General features: G+C 72.2%; 18 protein-coding genes and 2 tRNA genes. 7 read left to right on the top strand and 13 right to left on the bottom strand.

Features of this window, described 5'->3' with window-relative positions:
* Positions 1 to 28: 28 nt before the first annotated feature.
* The 3 genes from mftC to mftA are packed head-to-tail and all read right to left on the bottom strand — an operon-like array spanning position 29 to position 1,672.
* On the bottom strand, positions 29 to 1,258 hold the full coding sequence (mftC, locus tag F8568_RS25965; RefSeq protein WP_151596311.1) for a mycofactocin radical SAM maturase: 1,230 nt from the start codon (positions 1,256 to 1,258) through the stop codon (positions 29 to 31).
* On the bottom strand, positions 1,255 to 1,542 hold the full coding sequence (gene mftB, locus F8568_RS25960; RefSeq protein WP_151596310.1) for a mycofactocin biosynthesis chaperone MftB: 288 nt from the start codon (positions 1,540 to 1,542) through the stop codon (positions 1,255 to 1,257). Before mftB ends, mftC begins: the two co-directional genes overlap by 4 nt.
* Positions 1,543 to 1,552: 10 nt before the next feature.
* Entirely contained in the window at positions 1,553 to 1,672 is a 120-nt protein-coding gene (mftA, locus tag F8568_RS25955; RefSeq protein WP_151596309.1) for a mycofactocin precursor MftA, read from the bottom strand.
* 139 nt (positions 1,673 to 1,811) lie between these two features.
* Here mftA and mftG point away from each other — a divergent pair, with 139 nt between their 5' ends.
* Positions 1,812 to 3,344 (top strand): mycofactocin dehydrogenase MftG, encoded by a 1,533-nt coding sequence (mftG, locus tag F8568_RS25950; RefSeq protein ID WP_151596308.1) that lies wholly within the window; start codon positions 1,812 to 1,814, stop codon positions 3,342 to 3,344.
* 21 nt (positions 3,345 to 3,365) lie between these two features.
* On the opposite strand, the gene mftR is transcribed toward mftG, so the two are convergent.
* Together mftR and F8568_RS25940 are read right to left on the bottom strand one after the other, a co-directional pair.
* Positions 3,366 to 4,007, bottom strand: coding sequence for a mycofactocin system transcriptional regulator (mftR, locus tag F8568_RS25945; RefSeq protein ID WP_328601012.1), 642 nt, complete (start codon positions 4,005 to 4,007; stop codon positions 3,366 to 3,368).
* 169 nt (positions 4,008 to 4,176) lie between these two features.
* The gene (locus F8568_RS25940; RefSeq protein ID WP_202125356.1) at positions 4,177 to 4,557 is read right to left on the bottom strand and encodes a MerR family transcriptional regulator; all 381 of its coding nucleotides are present in this window, start codon (positions 4,555 to 4,557) and stop codon (positions 4,177 to 4,179) included.
* 109 nt (positions 4,558 to 4,666) lie between these two features.
* On the opposite strand from F8568_RS25940, the gene F8568_RS25935 reads away from it, so the two are divergent.
* Positions 4,667 to 5,599: an alpha/beta hydrolase family protein gene (locus tag F8568_RS25935; RefSeq protein WP_151596307.1), complete on the top strand. Its 933-nt coding sequence runs from the start codon at positions 4,667 to 4,669 to the stop codon at positions 5,597 to 5,599.
* A gap of 19 nt (positions 5,600 to 5,618) precedes the next feature.
* On the opposite strand, the gene F8568_RS25930 is transcribed toward F8568_RS25935, so the two are convergent.
* Positions 5,619 to 6,359 carry an SDR family oxidoreductase gene (locus tag F8568_RS25930; protein WP_151596306.1) on the bottom strand — a complete coding sequence of 247 codons (741 nt, stop codon included), beginning with the start codon at positions 6,357 to 6,359 and terminating at the stop codon, positions 5,619 to 5,621.
* 84 nt (positions 6,360 to 6,443) lie between these two features.
* Between F8568_RS25930 and F8568_RS25925 the strand changes: the two genes are divergently transcribed.
* Both F8568_RS25925 and F8568_RS25920 read left to right on the top strand, forming a co-directional pair.
* Entirely contained in the window at positions 6,444 to 6,917 is a 474-nt protein-coding gene (locus F8568_RS25925) for an RrF2 family transcriptional regulator (protein WP_151596305.1), read from the top strand.
* Between the two features lie 167 nt (positions 6,918 to 7,084).
* Positions 7,085 to 8,497, top strand: a complete 1,413-nt coding sequence (locus F8568_RS25920; RefSeq protein ID WP_151596304.1) for an FAD-binding oxidoreductase — start codon at positions 7,085 to 7,087, stop codon at positions 8,495 to 8,497.
* A 36-nt stretch (positions 8,498 to 8,533) separates the two neighbouring features.
* Here the strand turns inward: F8568_RS25920 and F8568_RS25915 are convergent, their stop codons facing one another.
* Both F8568_RS25915 and F8568_RS25910 read right to left on the bottom strand, forming a co-directional pair.
* Positions 8,534 to 10,822 carry an Orn/Lys/Arg family decarboxylase gene (locus tag F8568_RS25915; protein WP_202125345.1) on the bottom strand — a complete coding sequence of 763 codons (2,289 nt, stop codon included), beginning with the start codon at positions 10,820 to 10,822 and terminating at the stop codon, positions 8,534 to 8,536.
* 134 nt (positions 10,823 to 10,956) lie between these two features.
* Positions 10,957 to 11,030 (bottom strand) — tRNA-Pro (locus F8568_RS25910).
* Positions 11,031 to 11,175: 145 nt separating this feature from the next.
* Here F8568_RS25910 and F8568_RS25905 point away from each other — a divergent pair.
* Positions 11,176 to 11,246, top strand: a tRNA-Gly gene (locus F8568_RS25905).
* Positions 11,247 to 11,302: 56 nt separating this feature from the next.
* Here F8568_RS25905 and F8568_RS25900 read toward each other — a convergent pair.
* From F8568_RS25900 to F8568_RS49800, 5 genes are all read right to left on the bottom strand, one after another.
* Positions 11,303 to 11,809: a tyrosine-type recombinase/integrase gene (locus F8568_RS25900; RefSeq protein ID WP_160573762.1), complete on the bottom strand. Its 507-nt coding sequence runs from the start codon at positions 11,807 to 11,809 to the stop codon at positions 11,303 to 11,305.
* A gap of 179 nt (positions 11,810 to 11,988) precedes the next feature.
* The gene (locus tag F8568_RS25895; RefSeq protein WP_160573761.1) at positions 11,989 to 12,225 is read right to left on the bottom strand and encodes a MafI family immunity protein; all 237 of its coding nucleotides are present in this window, start codon (positions 12,223 to 12,225) and stop codon (positions 11,989 to 11,991) included.
* 328 nt (positions 12,226 to 12,553) lie between these two features.
* On the bottom strand, positions 12,554 to 12,805 hold the full coding sequence (locus F8568_RS25890; protein ID WP_151596300.1) for a type II toxin-antitoxin system RelE family toxin: 252 nt from the start codon (positions 12,803 to 12,805) through the stop codon (positions 12,554 to 12,556).
* Complete coding sequence (locus F8568_RS25885; RefSeq protein WP_202125344.1) at positions 12,805 to 13,047, bottom strand: hypothetical protein; 243 nt, start codon at positions 13,045 to 13,047, stop codon at positions 12,805 to 12,807. Before F8568_RS25885 ends, F8568_RS25890 begins: the two co-directional genes overlap by 1 nt.
* 511 nt (positions 13,048 to 13,558) lie before the next feature.
* Entirely contained in the window at positions 13,559 to 13,693 is a 135-nt protein-coding gene (locus F8568_RS49800; protein WP_268896383.1) for a hypothetical protein, read from the bottom strand.
* A gap of 164 nt (positions 13,694 to 13,857) precedes the next feature.
* Here F8568_RS49800 and F8568_RS25875 point away from each other — a divergent pair, with 164 nt between their 5' ends.
* On the top strand, positions 13,858 to 14,325 hold the full coding sequence (locus F8568_RS25875) for a hypothetical protein (protein WP_151596299.1): 468 nt from the start codon (positions 13,858 to 13,860) through the stop codon (positions 14,323 to 14,325).
* 328 nt (positions 14,326 to 14,653) lie between these two features.
* Positions 14,654 to 15,247, top strand: coding sequence for a phosphotransferase (locus F8568_RS25870; RefSeq protein WP_160573760.1), 594 nt, complete (start codon positions 14,654 to 14,656; stop codon positions 15,245 to 15,247).
* Positions 15,248 to 15,614 lie beyond the last annotated feature (367 nt).

Raw genomic sequence — 15,614 nt, 5'->3', positions numbered from 1 at the left:
TGGGCGGACCGCTCGGGTGCCGCGGCCGCTAGGTCAGCCGCAGCCCGGCCAGCGGGTTCTCCTCGCAGGCGCTCACCGGCGGGCGCTCCGGGCGGCTGGTCATCAGCGTGACCGGGACGGGCCGGCGGCGCGGCGGGGAGGTGCGGTGCGAGTGGTCGGCGGACGGCTTCGGGATCCCGGCCCGGTCCTCGGGACGCCGCGCGAGCAGCTCCTCGCCGTGCCCCCGCACGCATTCGGGGTCCGGGCCGTCCAGCGGCAGGCCGGTGAAGAACTTGGCGGCCATGCAGCCGCCCTTGCACGTGTCGTAGAAGCCGCAGGACGCGCACGCCCCGCCGGTCTGCGGCTCGCGCAGGCCCTGGAACAGCTCCGACTCGCGCCAGACGCGGGTGAACCCGCCGGGCTGCCGGATGCTGCCCGCGAGGAACTCGTCGTGGATCGCGAACGGGCAGGCGTACACGTCGCCGACCGGGTCGATGAGGCAGACGACGCGTCCGGCGCCGCACAGGTTCAGGCCCGGCAGCGCCTCGCCGTAGGCGGACAGGTGGAAGAACGAGTCGCCGGTCAGGACGCTGTCGCCGTGCGCCACCAGCCAGTCGTACAGCTCGCGCTGCTGCTCCTGGCGCGGGTGCAGCTCGTCCCACACGTCCGCGCCCCGGCCGGATGGGCGCAGCCGCGTCAGCCGCAGCTGCGCGCCGTACTCGTCGGCGATCGCCTTGAACGCGTCCATCTGCGGGATGTTGTGCCGGGTGCACACCACCGACAGCTTGAAGTTCTTCATCCCCGCGTCGCGCAGGTTCCGCATCGCGCGCAGGGCGGTGTCGTAGGAGCCGGGGCCGCGGACGGCGTCGTTGACCTCGGGCGTCGCGCCGTCCAGCGAGATCTGCACGTCGACGTAGTCGTTGGCGGCAAGCCGCTCGGCGACCTCAGGGGTGATCCGGACGCCGTTGGTGGAGAACTTCACGCCCACGTGGTGGGCGGTGGCGTAGTCCAGCAGCTCCCAGAAGTCGGGCCGCACGGTCGGCTCGCCGCCGCCGATGTTGACGTAGAAGACCTGCATGGCCTCCAGCTCGTCGATGACGGCCTTGCACTCGGCGGTGCTCAGCTCGCGCGGGTCGCGCCGCCCGGAGCTGGACAGGCAGTGCGCGCACGACAGGTTGCAGGCGTAGGTGAGCTCCCAGGTCAGGCAGATCGGCGCGTCGAGCCCGTACTCGAACAGGTCGACCAGCCGCGTCCCGGGCCGGGTCGTCGTGGTGGTCATGGGGTCCTTTCCACGAGCATGGAGGAGCCGGCGAGCGCGCCGAGCGCCGCGCCGAACCTCGGCAGGTCCGCCGCGGGCACGCCGGCGCGGGTGCACGCCTCCCGGGCGGTGGGCGCCTCCCCGAGGGACCGCACGACCTCCAGCAGCCGGCGGTCCTTCAGGAACGACAGCTTGCGCGTCCCGAAGTGGTAGAGGAGCGCGCCGAAGGGCTCGGGCCGCACCGAGACCTGCGGGTGCAGGTCCCAGGCGCGGTCGAGGTCGAGGTCCGGCACGGGCCGAGGCATGGCGTGCGGCCTAGTAGACGCCGCACATGCCGTCGATCGAGACCTCCTCGATCAGCGACTCGGCGACGTCGGCGTCCTGGACGCGGTCGTCGGCCTCGGCGGCCTCGTTCTGCGGAGCGTTGCTCTCCATGGGTCCTCCTTCATGCGGCGTGCGACGGCCCGGCCGCCCCGGTGCGCGGCGCGGCTCGTACCATCGGTCCTGGACGGATATTAAATGCATCGAGTGCCATAAAGGAAGGTCCACTCCCCATGATCCGCCGGAACCAGCGATGAGCGCGCCCGTTCCGCGCCGGCCCGACGTCCTCGTGGTGGGAGCGGGCGGCAGCGGGGCCGTCCTCGCGGCCCGGCTCAGCGAGGACCCCGGCTGCGAGGTGCTGCTCGCCGAGGCCGGACCGGCGCCCGGCACGCCGGCGGACTTCCCGCGCGGCCTGCTGGACGCCCGCCTCGTCCCCGGCGCGCAACCGGGGCACGCCGCCGTCCGGACGTACCCGGCCCTGCTCGCCCCCGGCCTGCCCTACGCGGCGGCGCGCGGACGGTTCCTCGGCGGGTCCACCACCGTCAACGGCGGCTACTTCATCCGGGCGCGGCGCGACGACTTCGACCGCTGGTCCGTTCACGGCGACCTGTGGTCCTACGACCGGGTGCTTCCGCTCATGCGGGCGCTGGAGACCGACCTCGACTTCGGCGCCACCGCCCTGCACGGCGGCGACGGCCCCGTCCCGGTCCGCCGCACCGACCTGAGCCACCCCGCCGCCGCCGCGTTCCGGGACGCCGCCCGCTCCCTCGGCCGCCCGGACGACCCCGACAAGAACGCCCAGGCCGCGCCCGGCTTCGGGCCGGTGCCGTCGAACACCGCCGGCGGGCGGCGGGTCAACACCGGGATCGCCTACCTGTTCGGCGAGGCGGCCCGCCGCCCCAACCTCACCGTCCTCGGCGACTGCGCGGTGCGGTCCGTCGTGCTGCGGCGCGGCCGGGCGACGGGCGTCGTGCTCGACCGCGGCGGTCGGCGCACGGTGCTCGACGCCGGGGAGATCATCCTGTGCGCGGGCTCGCTCTCCACCCCCCACCTGCTGCACCTGTCCGGCATCGGCCCCGCCGACGACCTCGCCGCGCACGGCATCCCCGCCGTCCACGACCTGCCCGCCGTGGGCGCCGCGCTCAGCGACCACCCCCAGGTCACCGTGGAGTGGACCCCGCGGCGCCCGCTGCCGCCGCCGTCCGGCGGCTGGCTCGGCGGCGCCCTGCACCTGCCGTCCTCCGGCGGCCCCGCGGCGGGCGACCTGGAGATCCTCCAGTCCCTCGTTCCGATCATGGGCCTGGTCGGCGGGGAGGCGGCCGTTCCCGGCGCGCCCCTGGCATTCCTCGTGTCGGTGCTCTCGCCCCGCACGGCCGGGACGCTCCGCACCGTCTCCGCCGACCCCGACGTCCCGCCGCGGATCGCCTACGGCTACCTGGAGACGGACGCCGACCGGAGCCGGATGCGCGAGGCGGTGCGCGCCGCCGCCGCCGTGATCGGCGCGCTCGGCGACATCTCCGCCGGCCCGGCCGAACCCGCGCCCGGACCGCTCGACGACGACGCCCTGCTCGACGCGTGGATCCTCGCCCGGCTCGGCACGTCCCAGCACACCTGCGGGACCGTGCCGATGGGCGCCGCCGTCGACGGCCACGGCCGCGTGCACGGCCTGACCGGGCTCCGCGTCGCCGACACCTCGATCCTCCCGGACGCGCCGCTGCGCGGGCCCGCCGCCACGGCCGTCCTCATCGGCGAGGTGATCGCCCGAGCCGTCCGCGCCGGCGGCTGACCGCCCGCCGCGCCGCGAGGGCTACGCCGGCACCGAGCCGGCGCCGTCCAGGATCGCCGAAAGCCCCGCGCTCACCTGCCGCAACGCCTCGTCGAGCACGTCGCCCAGCACCGTCTCCTCGCCCGACGCCAGCCAGTACTCGTACGCCGAGACGCACGCGGACAGCACGACGTTCCCGGCGAGCCGCGGCACCAGCGCCGACACCGGCGCGCCGGTGCGCTCCGCCACGAACGCGGTGATCACCGACCGCCACGACGCGTACCGCAGCGTCGCGTCCGCCTGCAGGGTCGGCACCCCGAGGATCAGCTGCATCCGCTGCCGGTGCCACGGCACGTCCTGCGGGTCGAACCGGTTGAACTCGACCACCGCGCGGCGCACCGCGTCCATCATCGGGGCGTGCGGGTCCGCCTCGTCGAGCAGCGCCCGCAGCCTGCGCAGCTGCCCCTCGAAATCACCCCACACCAGGTCGTTCTTGGACGAGAAGTAGCGGAAGAACGTCCGCCGCGCGATCCCCGCCGCCGCCGCGATGTCGTCGACGGTCGTCTCGTCGAACCCCTTGCGGGCGAACAGCTCGAACGCCAGCCGCTCCAGGACGGCGGGCGAGGTCGCGCGCGGCCGGCCCATGGGCCGCTGAGCGCCGTCCGTCCTGCCTTCCGAGGTCACGGCACCAGCGTCCCACGCACCGCGCGCGACCGCACCTAGAAGACGGGCGTGCCGTCGCGGACCAGTTTCCAGTTCTCCACGTGGAACGTCTTCGGGTCGATCGTCCCGGCGGCGGACGCGTACGCCACGATCGCCTCCCGGATCGCGACCTGGGCGTTGTAGACGGGCGTCAGGCCGGGTGGCCGGGGCGGCAGTGGGCGCCGGTGCGCAGGTTGGCGGTGGCGGCGGAGATGACCGTGTCGAGCCGGTCCCGGGTGCCGGACAGGTCGCTGATCCGCCGGTCGATGCGGTCGCGCTCCGCGGCGAGCCGGTCGAGGAGTTCCGGCGTGGCCTCGCCGTCCACCACGCAGGGCAGCAGGTCGAGGATCGACCGGCTCGACAGGCCCGCGGCGTACAGCTGCTGGATCAGCGCCACGCGGTCGACCGCGGCGTCCGTGTAGTGCCGCTGCCCGCTGGGGCTGCGCTCCGCGGCGAGCAGGTCCTGCTCCTCGTAGTACCGCAGGGCGCGGACGCTCACGCCCGTCCTGGCGGCGAGCTCGCCGATCCGCATCATGCCCTCCGGTGTGACTCCGGCCACGCCACTTGCCTCTGACGTCAACGTCAGCTTTTAGCGTAGCCCGCGAAGCCCCCACCGCTGAAGAGGGTGAAAAGGAACTCCCATGACTGCGACAGCGACGCCGCCCCGCGATTCCGCCGTCCCCGTCGTCTCGGTGAAGCCGGTGGTGCTCCCGGCGCCGGGCCGCGGCGAGGACCTGCGCGTGCGCGTCTCCGCGCCGGCGACCGGGACCGATCTGCCGATCATCGTGTTCTCGCACGGCTTCGGCTCGTCGCTGGACGGCTACGGCCCCCTGACCGACTACTGGGCCGCCGGCGGCTTCGCGGTGGTCCAGCCCACCCACCTCGACTCCAGGACGGTCGGCCTCCCCGAGGACGACCCCCGGACGCCGAGGATCTGGCGCCTGCGCGTCGACGACCTGAAGCGCGTCCTCGACCACCTCGACCTCCTGGAGGCCGCCCTTCCCGGGCTCGCCGGGCGGCTCGACCGCGGCCGCATCGCCGCCGCCGGGCACTCCTTCGGCGGCCAGACGGCGGGCAACCTGCTGGGCCTGCGCGTCATCGACCCCGTGACCGGCGCACAGGAGGACCTCTCCGACCCGCGGGTCAAGGCGGGCGTCCTGCTCGCCACGGCCGGACGCGGCGGGGCCGACCTGACCCCGTTCGCCGCCGAGCACTACCCGTTCATGAACCCGGACTTCGCGCACATGACCACGCCCGCCCTCGTGGTCTGGGGGGACCGGGACGACCTCCCGCTGACCGTCCGCGGACCGGACTGGACGGCCGACCCGTACCACCTGAGCCCCGGCGGCAAGAGCCTGCTCACGGTGTTCGGCGGGGAGCACTCGCTCGGCGGGATCCCCGGCTACGAGGCCAGGGAGACCACGGACGAGCACCCGGAGCGGCTCGCCCTCGTCCAGCGGCTCACCCTGGCCTACCTCCGCCACGCGCTCGGCCTGGACGATTCCGGCTGGGCGGCGGCGCGCGAGGCGCTGCTGGACGGCGACGACCCGCTGGGACGGGTCGACTCGAAGTGACGCGCCGCGCCCGCGTCGCTCACACCGTCGCGAGCCACTCGTCGAACGTGGTCGGCGCGATGCGGGCGCCCTCGCCGGGCAGAAGCGCGTTGCCCGCCATCTCCGGGCCGAACAGCCCCGCCCAGGTCGGGACGAGCTTCACGGCGCGGCCGCGGGCCTCGTTGGTGCGGCGGGCCATGTCCACCAGGTCCTGCGTTTCCGGCCCGGCGAGGTCGGGGCAGCGGCCCTGCGGGGTGCCCGCGGCGACCTCGGCGAGGACGTCGGCGACGTCCGCGGGCGCGACCGGCTGGACGAGCAGCGGCGGGATCGCGGCCACGCCGTCCTGCTCGGTCCAGCCCGCGATCATCGCGGCGAAGTCGTGGAACTGGGTGGCCGGGACGATCGACCACGGCACCGGCCCCGCGGTGACCAGCCGCTCCTGCTCCCGCTTGCCGGCGTAGTGCGCGTTGCCCTCGACGCGGTCGACCCCGGCGATCGACAGCAGGACGTGGTGGCGGACGCCGGTGCGCTCCTCGGCGGCGAGCAGGTTCCCGGTGGCGGCGCCGAAGAAGGCGACCGTCTCCGCCGGGTCGGCGGCCGTCGAGTTCGTGGCGTCGACGACGGCGTCGACGCCGGTCAGCGCCTCGTCGAGGCCGCCACCGGCGACGAGGTCGACGCCGAGCGAGCGGCTGATGCGCACGACGCCGTGCCCGGCCTTCTCCAGCGCGGCGACGGTGAGCGCTCCGATGTTCCCGGTCGCGCCCGCTACGGCGATCCGCATGATGATCTCTCCTTGTCCGTGGACCGGGCACGACCCTATCTCGGACTATATGGATCCGCAATATCTCCGAATAGGATCGGCGCCATGAAGCTGCCCGTGAGCACCGAATGGCTCCTGCACTGCGCCACGACCCTGGCTCAGCTCGAACCGGGCGCCACCGCGTCGGCGGCCCAACTCGCGCAGTACTACGACCTCCCGACGCCCTACCTGGCCAAGCAGCTCCAGGCGCTGGTGCGCGGCGGCGTCCTCGCGGCGACCACGGGCCCCCGGGGCGGCTTCCGGCTGGGCCGTTCCGCCGCCGAGATCACGCTGCTGCAGATCGTCGAGGCGGTCGACGGCGCGGCGTCGCCCTACGAGTGCCGCGAGATCCGGCAGCAGGGCCGCGGGGCGCTGCGCCCCGAGGACTGCCGGGAGACCTGCGTCCTCGCCGCGAAGATGGCCGAGGCGCACGAGGCCTGGCGGTCCAGCCTCGCCGCCACGTCGCTCGCCGACGTCCTCGCGAGCCTGCCGGCGACCGCCCCCGAGCGCACCCGCCGGCGCATGGCGGGCACGCCATAGTCAGGGGCGCCACGGCGACCGCAGCGCGTGCCGCCCGCGCACGCCGACGACGGGCGGACCGGCGCCGCCGGCCCCGGCAACGCTTCCGTGTCGCGGGGCCCGCACGGGGCAGGGTCTCCCTGACGGTGGCGGCTGCGCACGGGAGAAGGAACGGAAGGCGGAACGAGATGGCCTCCTCTGACTCCGAACCGGTGCGCCCGGCTTCGCTCGACAGGGCCGACATCGCGAACCTCGCGGAACGGATCGGCGGCCCCGTGTCGTTGCCCGGCGAAGCCGGCTACATGGCGGAGTGCGCCACCTTCAACCTGCTGACCCCGGTACGTCCGGCGGTCGCGATCGGCGCGGTGGACGCGGGCGACGTCCAGACCGCGGTGCGGTTCGCCGCCGAGCGGGAGCTGCCGGTGGCCGTCCTCGCCACCGGCCACCAGATGGCCCGCTCCGCCGAAGGCGCGGTGCTGATCAACATGTCGCGGATGGGCGCCGCCCGCGTCGACCCCGGACGGAGGGTCGCGCGGGTCGAGGGCGGAGCCCGCTGGCGCGGCACCCTCGACGCGGCCGGCGCCCACGGCCTCGCACCGATCAGCGGGGGCTCGTCCAGCGTCGGCGTCGTCGGCTACCACCTCGGCGGCGGAGCCGGCCCGATCATGGGCCGTCTGCACGGATACGCCGCCGACCACGTACGGGCGATCGAGGTCGTCACCGCGGACGGCGAGGCGCGCCGGACCACCGCGTCCTCGGAACCGGACCTGTTCTGGGCGCTGCTCGGCGGGACGGGCAACTTCGGCGCGGTCACCGCCCTGGAGCCGGCGCTCTTCCCGGTCCGGCGGTTCTACGGCGCCGGCCTCTTCTTCGCGGGCGAGCACATGGCGAGGGTCCTGCACGCCTGGCGGGACTGGGCGAGCGACCTTCCTCCGGAAATGAGCTCCTCCGTCGCCTTCCAGCGCGCTCTGCCCGCGATGCCGGATCCCGTCCGCGGACGGTTCGTGATGCACCTGCGGTTCACCTCACTCGGACCGCCGAACGAGGCCGAACGCGCCTTCGGACCGATGCGCCGGCTCGCGCCGGCGCTCCTGGAAACGGCCGCCGAGGCGCCCTACCGCGAGGCCGTCTCGCTGTTCCCGGACCCGCCCGGCCCCTTCCCATGGGTCGAGCGGTCGGCGATGCTGCGGCACTTTCCGGCCGCGGCGGCCGAAGCCCTCCTCGCCGTGGTGGGTCCCGATGCGCAGAGCGAACTGAGCCTCGTCGAGGTGCGCCGCCTCGGCGCGGCCATGGAAGCGCCACCGGCGACCCCCAACGCGGTTCCCGGCCGGGACGCGGGATGGTCGGTGCTGGGCATCGGCGGGGGCGACGCGAGCAGGAGCGCGCTCTTCCAAGAGCAACTGGACACCCTGGCCGGCGCGCTCGCCCCCTGGACGCTGGACGAGCGAATGCCCAATCTCCTCGGCGCGTGGGAAGGCGCCACTCCGCAAGCCCTGCGCGCGATATACGGCCCTGAACGATACGACCGTCTCGCCGTCATCAAGGAGCGCTACGACCCGCGCAACCTGTTCCGCATGAACCACAACATCGTGCCCGCCTGACGGTCGACGGGCGGGCGGCCCGAACGGAAGACGGGCTCACTCGGAAGCGGGTCCGGCGGGGCCCGCGCCGTCCTCCCGGCGGACGCACTCGATCCAGTAGCGGCCGTCGCCGTCCCGGTGGGCGCCGTGGATGTCGGTGGCGATGTCCGGGAAGGCGCGGTCGAACTCCTCCAGCGCCCGCAGGTACGTCATCACCGGCCCGTCGTCGGGGCCGGTGGCCTCGCCCGGCATCAGCATGGGGATCCCGGGCGGGGTCACGACGACCGTGGCGGCGCAGATCCGTCCGGCCAGCCGCTCCAGCGGCACCCGCTCGGTCCCGGAGCGGATGAGGCGCTGGTAGCAGTCGCCGGGCGTCAGGGCGGGCTCCGGCAGGTCGGTGAACACCCGGTCGAGCAGCGTCCCGAGATCCGACCCGCTCAGCCGCAGATGGGCCTGCTCGCAGTACCGGCGCAGGCTGACGCCCTCGGGCCCGAAGCCGGGCACCATCTCCCGCAGCGCCACGTCCTCGTCGTAGGCTTTCTTGAAGTCGACGAGGGCGTCGATCAGCGTCCCCCACTTGCCCTTCGTGATGCCGATCGAGAACAGCACGAGCAGCGTGTAGTCGCCGGTCTTCTCCACCACGATCCCGCGCCGCCGCAGGTACGCGGCCACGACCGGCGCGGGGACGCCCCAGCGGGCCGGCCCGCCCGCCGCGTCGGCGCCCGGGCAGGTGATCGTCACCTTGATCGGGTCCAGCAGGCAGTAGCCGTCGTCGAGGCCGTCGAACCCGTGCCAGGACGCGCCCGGCTCGAGCGTCCAGCAGGCCGGCTCGGTGCATAGCAGCTCCGGGTCGGCGTCCTTGAACGGCACGGTCGCGCCGGTGCGCGGATCCGTCACGGCCGGCGGCTGCCACACGCCGAAGAACCACGGCGGGCGCGCGTCGTCCGACCGGATCTGCGCGGCCACCCGCACCATCGCCTGCCGGAACCGCACCGCCTCCACGATCGCCTCGCCGGTGAGGAACGGCCCGGACGGCCCGTCCATCATCGCCGCCGCCACGTCCAGCGACGCGATCATCGGATAGAGCGGCGACGTCGAGGCGTGCATCAGGTAGGTCTCGTTGAACCGGTCGTAGTCCACCGGCGCCCGCTCCGACGACCGGACGTGCAGCATCGACGACTGCGACAGGGCCGCCAGCAGCTTGTGCGTGGACTGGGTCGCGAACACCGTGGGACGTCCCGGCCCCGCCCCCTCGTCCACCGCCATCCCGTACCGGCGCTCGTACAGCCGGTTGAACCGCGCGTACGCGAACCACGCCTCGTCGAAATGGACGCGCGGGACGCTCTCGCCCAGCAGCCCCGCCACCCGCACCGCGTCGTAGCACAGCCCGTCGTACGTCGAATTCGTGATCACCGCGTACGACGGCTCCGGTGCGGCCGCGCCCCCGGCGAGCGCATGCCCGGCGAGCCGCTCCCGGACCGCGCTCCGCCGCAGCGCCCCCGGCGGGACCGGCCCAGCCAGCCCCAGCCCGTTGCGCTCCGGCACCAGGTACACCGGCCGGGCGCCGCTGATCGTCAACGCGTGCTGGATCGACTTGTGGCAGTTCCGGTCGACCAGCACCAGCTCTTCGCGGGCGATCGCGTGGTGCCCGACGATGCGGTTGGCGGTCGAGTTGCCGTTCACCACGAAGAACGTCCGCTCGGCCCCGAAGACCCGGGCGGCGTTGCGCTCGGCGTCCCCGATCGGACCGGTGTGCTCCAGCGGCGACCCCAGGTCCGTCACGGAGATCGACAGGTCGGTGCGCAGTAGATGCTCGCCGAAGTAGTCGAAGAACGCCCGCCCCACCCCCGTCTTGAGGAACGCGACGCCGCCCGCGTGCGCCGGCGTGTGCCACGAGTACCGGTGGTCCTCGTCGAAGCGGCGCAGCGCCGCGAAGAACGGGGGCAGCCGGCCCTCCGCGTGCTCCTGCGCGGCCCGGCCGATCCTCCCCGCGATGAACGCGGGCGTGTCCTCCAGCGGGTACACCAGCCCGCAGATCACCTCGTACACCCACAGGGGCACGTCCCGGACGCCCCCGTCGCGTAACATCAGGAACACCGGCAGCCCGTGGAATCGTCCGGTGATCCCGCCGAGCACCCGGCCGGCGTCCGGCACCGCCCACTCCGCCAGGACGGCCGCGAGCGTCGCGTCCGACCGCAGCACCGCGAGCGCGTCCTCGGTGCGGTGCGTCCACCGCACCCGCAGCCCGTGCCGCTCCATCTCCCCGCGCACGTCCCGCAACTGCTCGGCGGCCACGGAGTCGGCGTCGGCCCGCTCGCCCGCCGCGATGAGAACCGTGTGCTCCAAGGGGGCTCCTAGGCTCGGAACGAGGACCCGGTCGCCGCCAGTAGTACAGCAATCACCCTGCGTGCCGACAGGCTCCGGCAGCCAACTGTCACCCACCGGTCTCATCCGCCACCGGACGCCTCGCGCCCCATCGGTCGGGCTGGCGGGATTCGAACCCACGACCCCTGGCACCCAAAGCCAGTGCGCTACCAAACTGCGCTACAGCCCGCGCTGCGCCGCCGTCCCCGGCGACCCGTGAAGTCTAATGCCGATCAGGCCCGTCCGCCGCGCTCAACCCGGCATCCCGACCGCGGACCCGTTCGCTCCCCGACACCCGGTACGCTACCGTTGACGATCGAGGGCTCAGCCCCCTCGCGGGCGTAGCTCAATGGTAGAGCCCCAGTCTTCCAAACTGGCTACGCGGGTTCGATTCCCGTCGCCCGCTCCCACTGAGAAGGCCCAGGCAGGAACCCTGTTTCCCCACCTGGGCCTTGTTCTTTCTCAAGATCTCTTCGGCTTCCGTGCCCGTTGCGTGCCCGATCGTTTCAGCGTGCCCTTGTCACCCTTGTCACTGGCCCGAGCGACCTTGAACGCCTCCCCGAGCGCCGCCGCGATCGCCTTGTCCCGATCCTGGCTGGCGTGCTGGTAGATCAGCGCCGCCCTGGACGACGCGTGCCCCATGCGCGACATCAGCTCTTTGAGGCTCGCGCCCGTGGTGGCCGCCAGGGTGTTGCCGACATGGCGAAGATCGTGGAAGTGGAGATCGGGAAGGCCGACGTCCGCCCGCACCTTGTTCCAGATGCGCCGGAAGCCCGAACGCCGCAGCGGACCGCCACGGGGACCGACGAACACCCGGCCGTCCGGACCGTCCTCGGCGAACTCGTCCAGGTGCGCTTGCAGGTCCGGAACGATCTCCGGCGGAATTGACACCACGCGCCGACCGGCCCGGGACTCGGGCGTGTCCTCCAGGAGCCTGCCGCCGTCCAACTCGGCCAGCGACCCCGCCACCCGAACGACGCACGCGTCCAGGTCAAGGGGCGGCGGCGCTCAGGCCGCTGCGCGGCCCCGCGCCTGGCCGCCCGGAGCGTGCGGCGTGGGCGCCGGTCACCGGGCGGCCGCACCGGGCCGCGCATCGCGACGCATCCGCCGTCCCCGCCCCATCCGGCCTCTGCGGGGTCGCGCCGCCGCTACGGGCAATGGCCAAGGCTCCGCTCGACGCGGGCAAGTACATCGGCACCCAGCTCACCCGCCAAAGCCGTCATCTCTGCCCGCTCAGCCGCAGTGAGGGACCGGTCTTCCTCCGCCAGCCAATCCGCAACCGATTCGATCGCCAAGCCGTACTCAGCATGCGCAAGGAACTCCGTGCTCCAACGGAGTTGGTCATCAGTCAGCCGATCCGCCACCAGACGCAACAGCGCCGCCATGCGCGTCTCCCATGCACGGACGGCTATGTAGTCCTCATGCCTGCGGTGCAAGCCCATGGGGCATCCCTATCTTCATCACGCGTCACCGCCAAGTGGGCTGAGGTGTGCCGCCGGTTGAGCTGGAAGGGTGCGGGGCTCCCCCGACCCCGAGCCGTCGAGGATGGCGGCGGCCGGAACCCGTCAAGGGCGCCCTTCGGGCGTCACTTCGTGATGGCTTCGCCACCCTTGACAGAACCCGTCCGCCGCTAAGTGCAGGTCTCGTCGGGGCCGGGGGGAGGAAGGTGGGGGAAGAACAGCGGCTACGCCGCACGGCCCAGCAGTGCGGAAGCTAGGCGACCCGGCCGACGTGCAGAACCATGATGGCTTGGTCTTCCGGATAGATCTCGTAGAGGACGCGGTACCGGCCGACGCGGATTCGCCGCAGATCCTCGCTCCCGTAGGGGAAGGAACCATCAGGGCGGGGGTTGTCGGCGAGCAGATCGGTAGCGGTCATGACCTGGGCCAAGCCCTCGGCATCGTCCGCGAGGTAGCGGGAGCCGGAGGAGACAGCCCGTTCACTCCATGTGACGCTGTAGGTCATCAGTTGGTGAGCCCGAACCGGCGCCGCACCTCGTCCTGCGGGATCGCCGTCACCGTCCCCGCGTCCTGCTGTGCGCGGTACTCGGCCAGGGCCTCGGCCTCTTCCGCGTCGGCTTGCTCGGCGAGCTGCGCGCGGCGTTCGAGTTCACGCAGCCGGCGGTACTCGTCGAGCGGGACGACCACGGCGGCCTCGTCGCCGAGGCGGATCACCTGATGATCGTCACCTACCGGGAGTTCGGTCATGGCTGCCATGCTAGATGAGGAGTCCGACGCCCGGCGCGGAGCCGGAACGCCGTGCCCTGATCGTGCCCGTTGGGGTGGTCGGCAGCGGGGTGCCACGGTCGTTCGCGGGGCATGGGTCGTGGCCGCTGACCTGCATCTTCGCTGATTTCAAGATCGCGGCCCGAAATCTTCCAAACTGGCTACGCGGGTTCGATTCCCGTCGCCCGCTCCACTATTTCCCCAGCTCAGAGCCCTGCGGGGCGATCTTGGACGCCCTTCTGTAGATCATTTGTCACCCATTTGTCACTGGGATCTGGCACGTCTGGGCGACATCCTGGTTCAACTGCGAACCTTGATGGACCGTGCCTGGCGGAGATCAGCACGGTGACGAACCTGGCGCCCTCAACACGTAAGGTCCGGCCCCCGGACGGGGACCGGACCTTCGTTCGTCGGACGGCTCGCTAGCTCGGCTCGATGCCGAGCAGCCGCCGGAGGTCAACCGTCACGACGCGGTAGCTCGCCCCGATCCGGATCACCTTGCAGGGAAACTGCCCTGGCGGGCGAGCTGGTAGGCGCGCGTGCGTCCGAGCCCGATGGCGCGGGCTGCTGTCTCGATGCTGACCGTGGTGGGGAGCGCGAGCAGCTCGTCGTGGCTCATCTGCTTCACGCTCCAGCCCCCTTCCGAGAGCCGCCGAACCATCTCGCCCGTAGCCGCCCGTTCTCGGTAGGTCTCGGTCGTGGCTCGGCTCGTCGGAGCGCAGCCCTGGGGGCCGGTTCGGCAGCGGCGGCGTCCGACGGTGTTGCGCTGTCTCCGGGCGGTAGGCCGCTGCTGTGGACGTGGTTGATCGCGCTTCGTGCTTGATTGACGGCTTCGCCACATGCAGCGCCCTGGTGGCGGGCGTGGAGGATGGCGCGGCTGAAGACGTCGAGTGCTTCGTCGAGACTCGCGCCGTGGTCATGGACGAGGCGCTGTTCCATGTGCTGGCGCGTGAGGAAGCGTTCGAGTTGGAGGAGGAGTTGGTCGAGGCTGGATGCGGCTGTGTGGACGGCGTCCAGCACTCCGTAGACGGTCGCCGGCCCGGCAAGGCCGCCCGGTTGGCCGACGGCCCGCGTCAGCGAGCGGACGGTGCACTCAGATCGTGGGCATACTGCTCGGTCTCGTGGTCGGTCATGCTGTCACGGCCGGTCTGGGTGCGGTCGTGGGTCATGAGTGCACTCCTGGAGGTGCAGGCCCTCTGCGGGAGGGCCAGAGCTGATCGTGGACATGGCCCGTCCTTTCTGTTGAGGAGCGGCAGGTAGACGCTCTGCCACTGCATGACGTTGTTTACGCCCGGTCATTGTGCACGCACTGTGATCATGGCTCCACCATTGCGACCGCATCGGCAAGTCTCGGCTTCCCTGGTCAGCGCCTGGGAGCACCCCTTCGATGCGAGAGGTCCTCGGACGCCCGAGCTACGGGTGTGGCCGCTGCACGACATCGCTGCGACCGTCCACACCGCGGACGGCCGGCTGTTCGTCAAGGCCGCCCGCAAGACCGCGCCGGACACCGACGGCCCGGAAGTCCGGGCGCTGGGAAGCCGCGATCAACCCCCACGTCACCGAGTACGCTCCCCGCCTCCACTGGACCGTGGAGGCGGGCGGGTGGCTCGTCCTAGCCTTCGAACACGTCCAGGCCAGGCACGCCGACTGCACCCCCGGCTCACGGGACCTGGACGTCCTCGCAAAGATCATCGACAGCCTGCAGACGCACCCGCTCCCCGACGTGCTGGAACGCAAGCGGGTCGAGCGCCGCTGGGAATCCATTTGCTACATGTCCCCGCTGGCCGGCGACACACTGCTGCACGCCGACCTCAACCCCGCCAACGTCCTGCTCCGCGACGACAACACCGCCCACGTGGTGGACTGGACGTTCACCGGACGCGGCGCCGCATTCCTCGAAATGGCGCTGCTCATCCCTTGGCTACTGAAGGCCGGACATACCCCGGCCGAAGCGGAGCACTGGACCTCACGGTTTGCCGCCTGGACGACCACCGCCCGGCCACCATCGACCTGTTCGCTCGCGTTTTCGCCGGCAAATGGCGAGCCAACCTCGCCACCAACAACGAGGCTTGGGCGCTTGAATACGCGAGTGCAGCACAGGAATGGGCCTCGCATTGGCATACCCAACAACTTGTTCAAGCTGCGCAAAATCCGGAGCATGGCCGCAATTAGGAGCATCTGACCGCCGACGCCGAGGTCGGGGGTATGTCGATGCGACCCGTCAGATTGCGGAACTGCGCAACCCATCGGCCACGCCCGCAGACGAGGACTCACAAGTCTATAATCTTGTCCGAATTCACGTAGGAGGATGAGTCCATGACGGCGGTGGATGACGCCTTCCGGTCGGCTCGAATCGAAGCCGTTCGGCACATGACCGCGTGCGAGCAGGTTGGCCTGCGATGGAGCGAGACGTCGATCACTGAGCCTGAATCCACCGCTCGGCATTCGGCGGTGAAGGTGTCCCGGACATGACGATGCCCTCCGGCCTGGGAGGATGGGAGTTCCTACGCTTCCATGCACCCGGATCGAGAGGGCTCGTCGTAAGTGCG

It is taken from the genome of Actinomadura physcomitrii (genome assembly GCF_008923205.2).
Classification (GTDB): domain Bacteria; phylum Actinomycetota; class Actinomycetes; order Streptosporangiales; family Streptosporangiaceae; genus Spirillospora; species Spirillospora physcomitrii.
The sequence above is the reverse complement of the archived record's forward strand: the minus strand, read 5'-3'. Positions and strand labels throughout refer to the sequence as shown.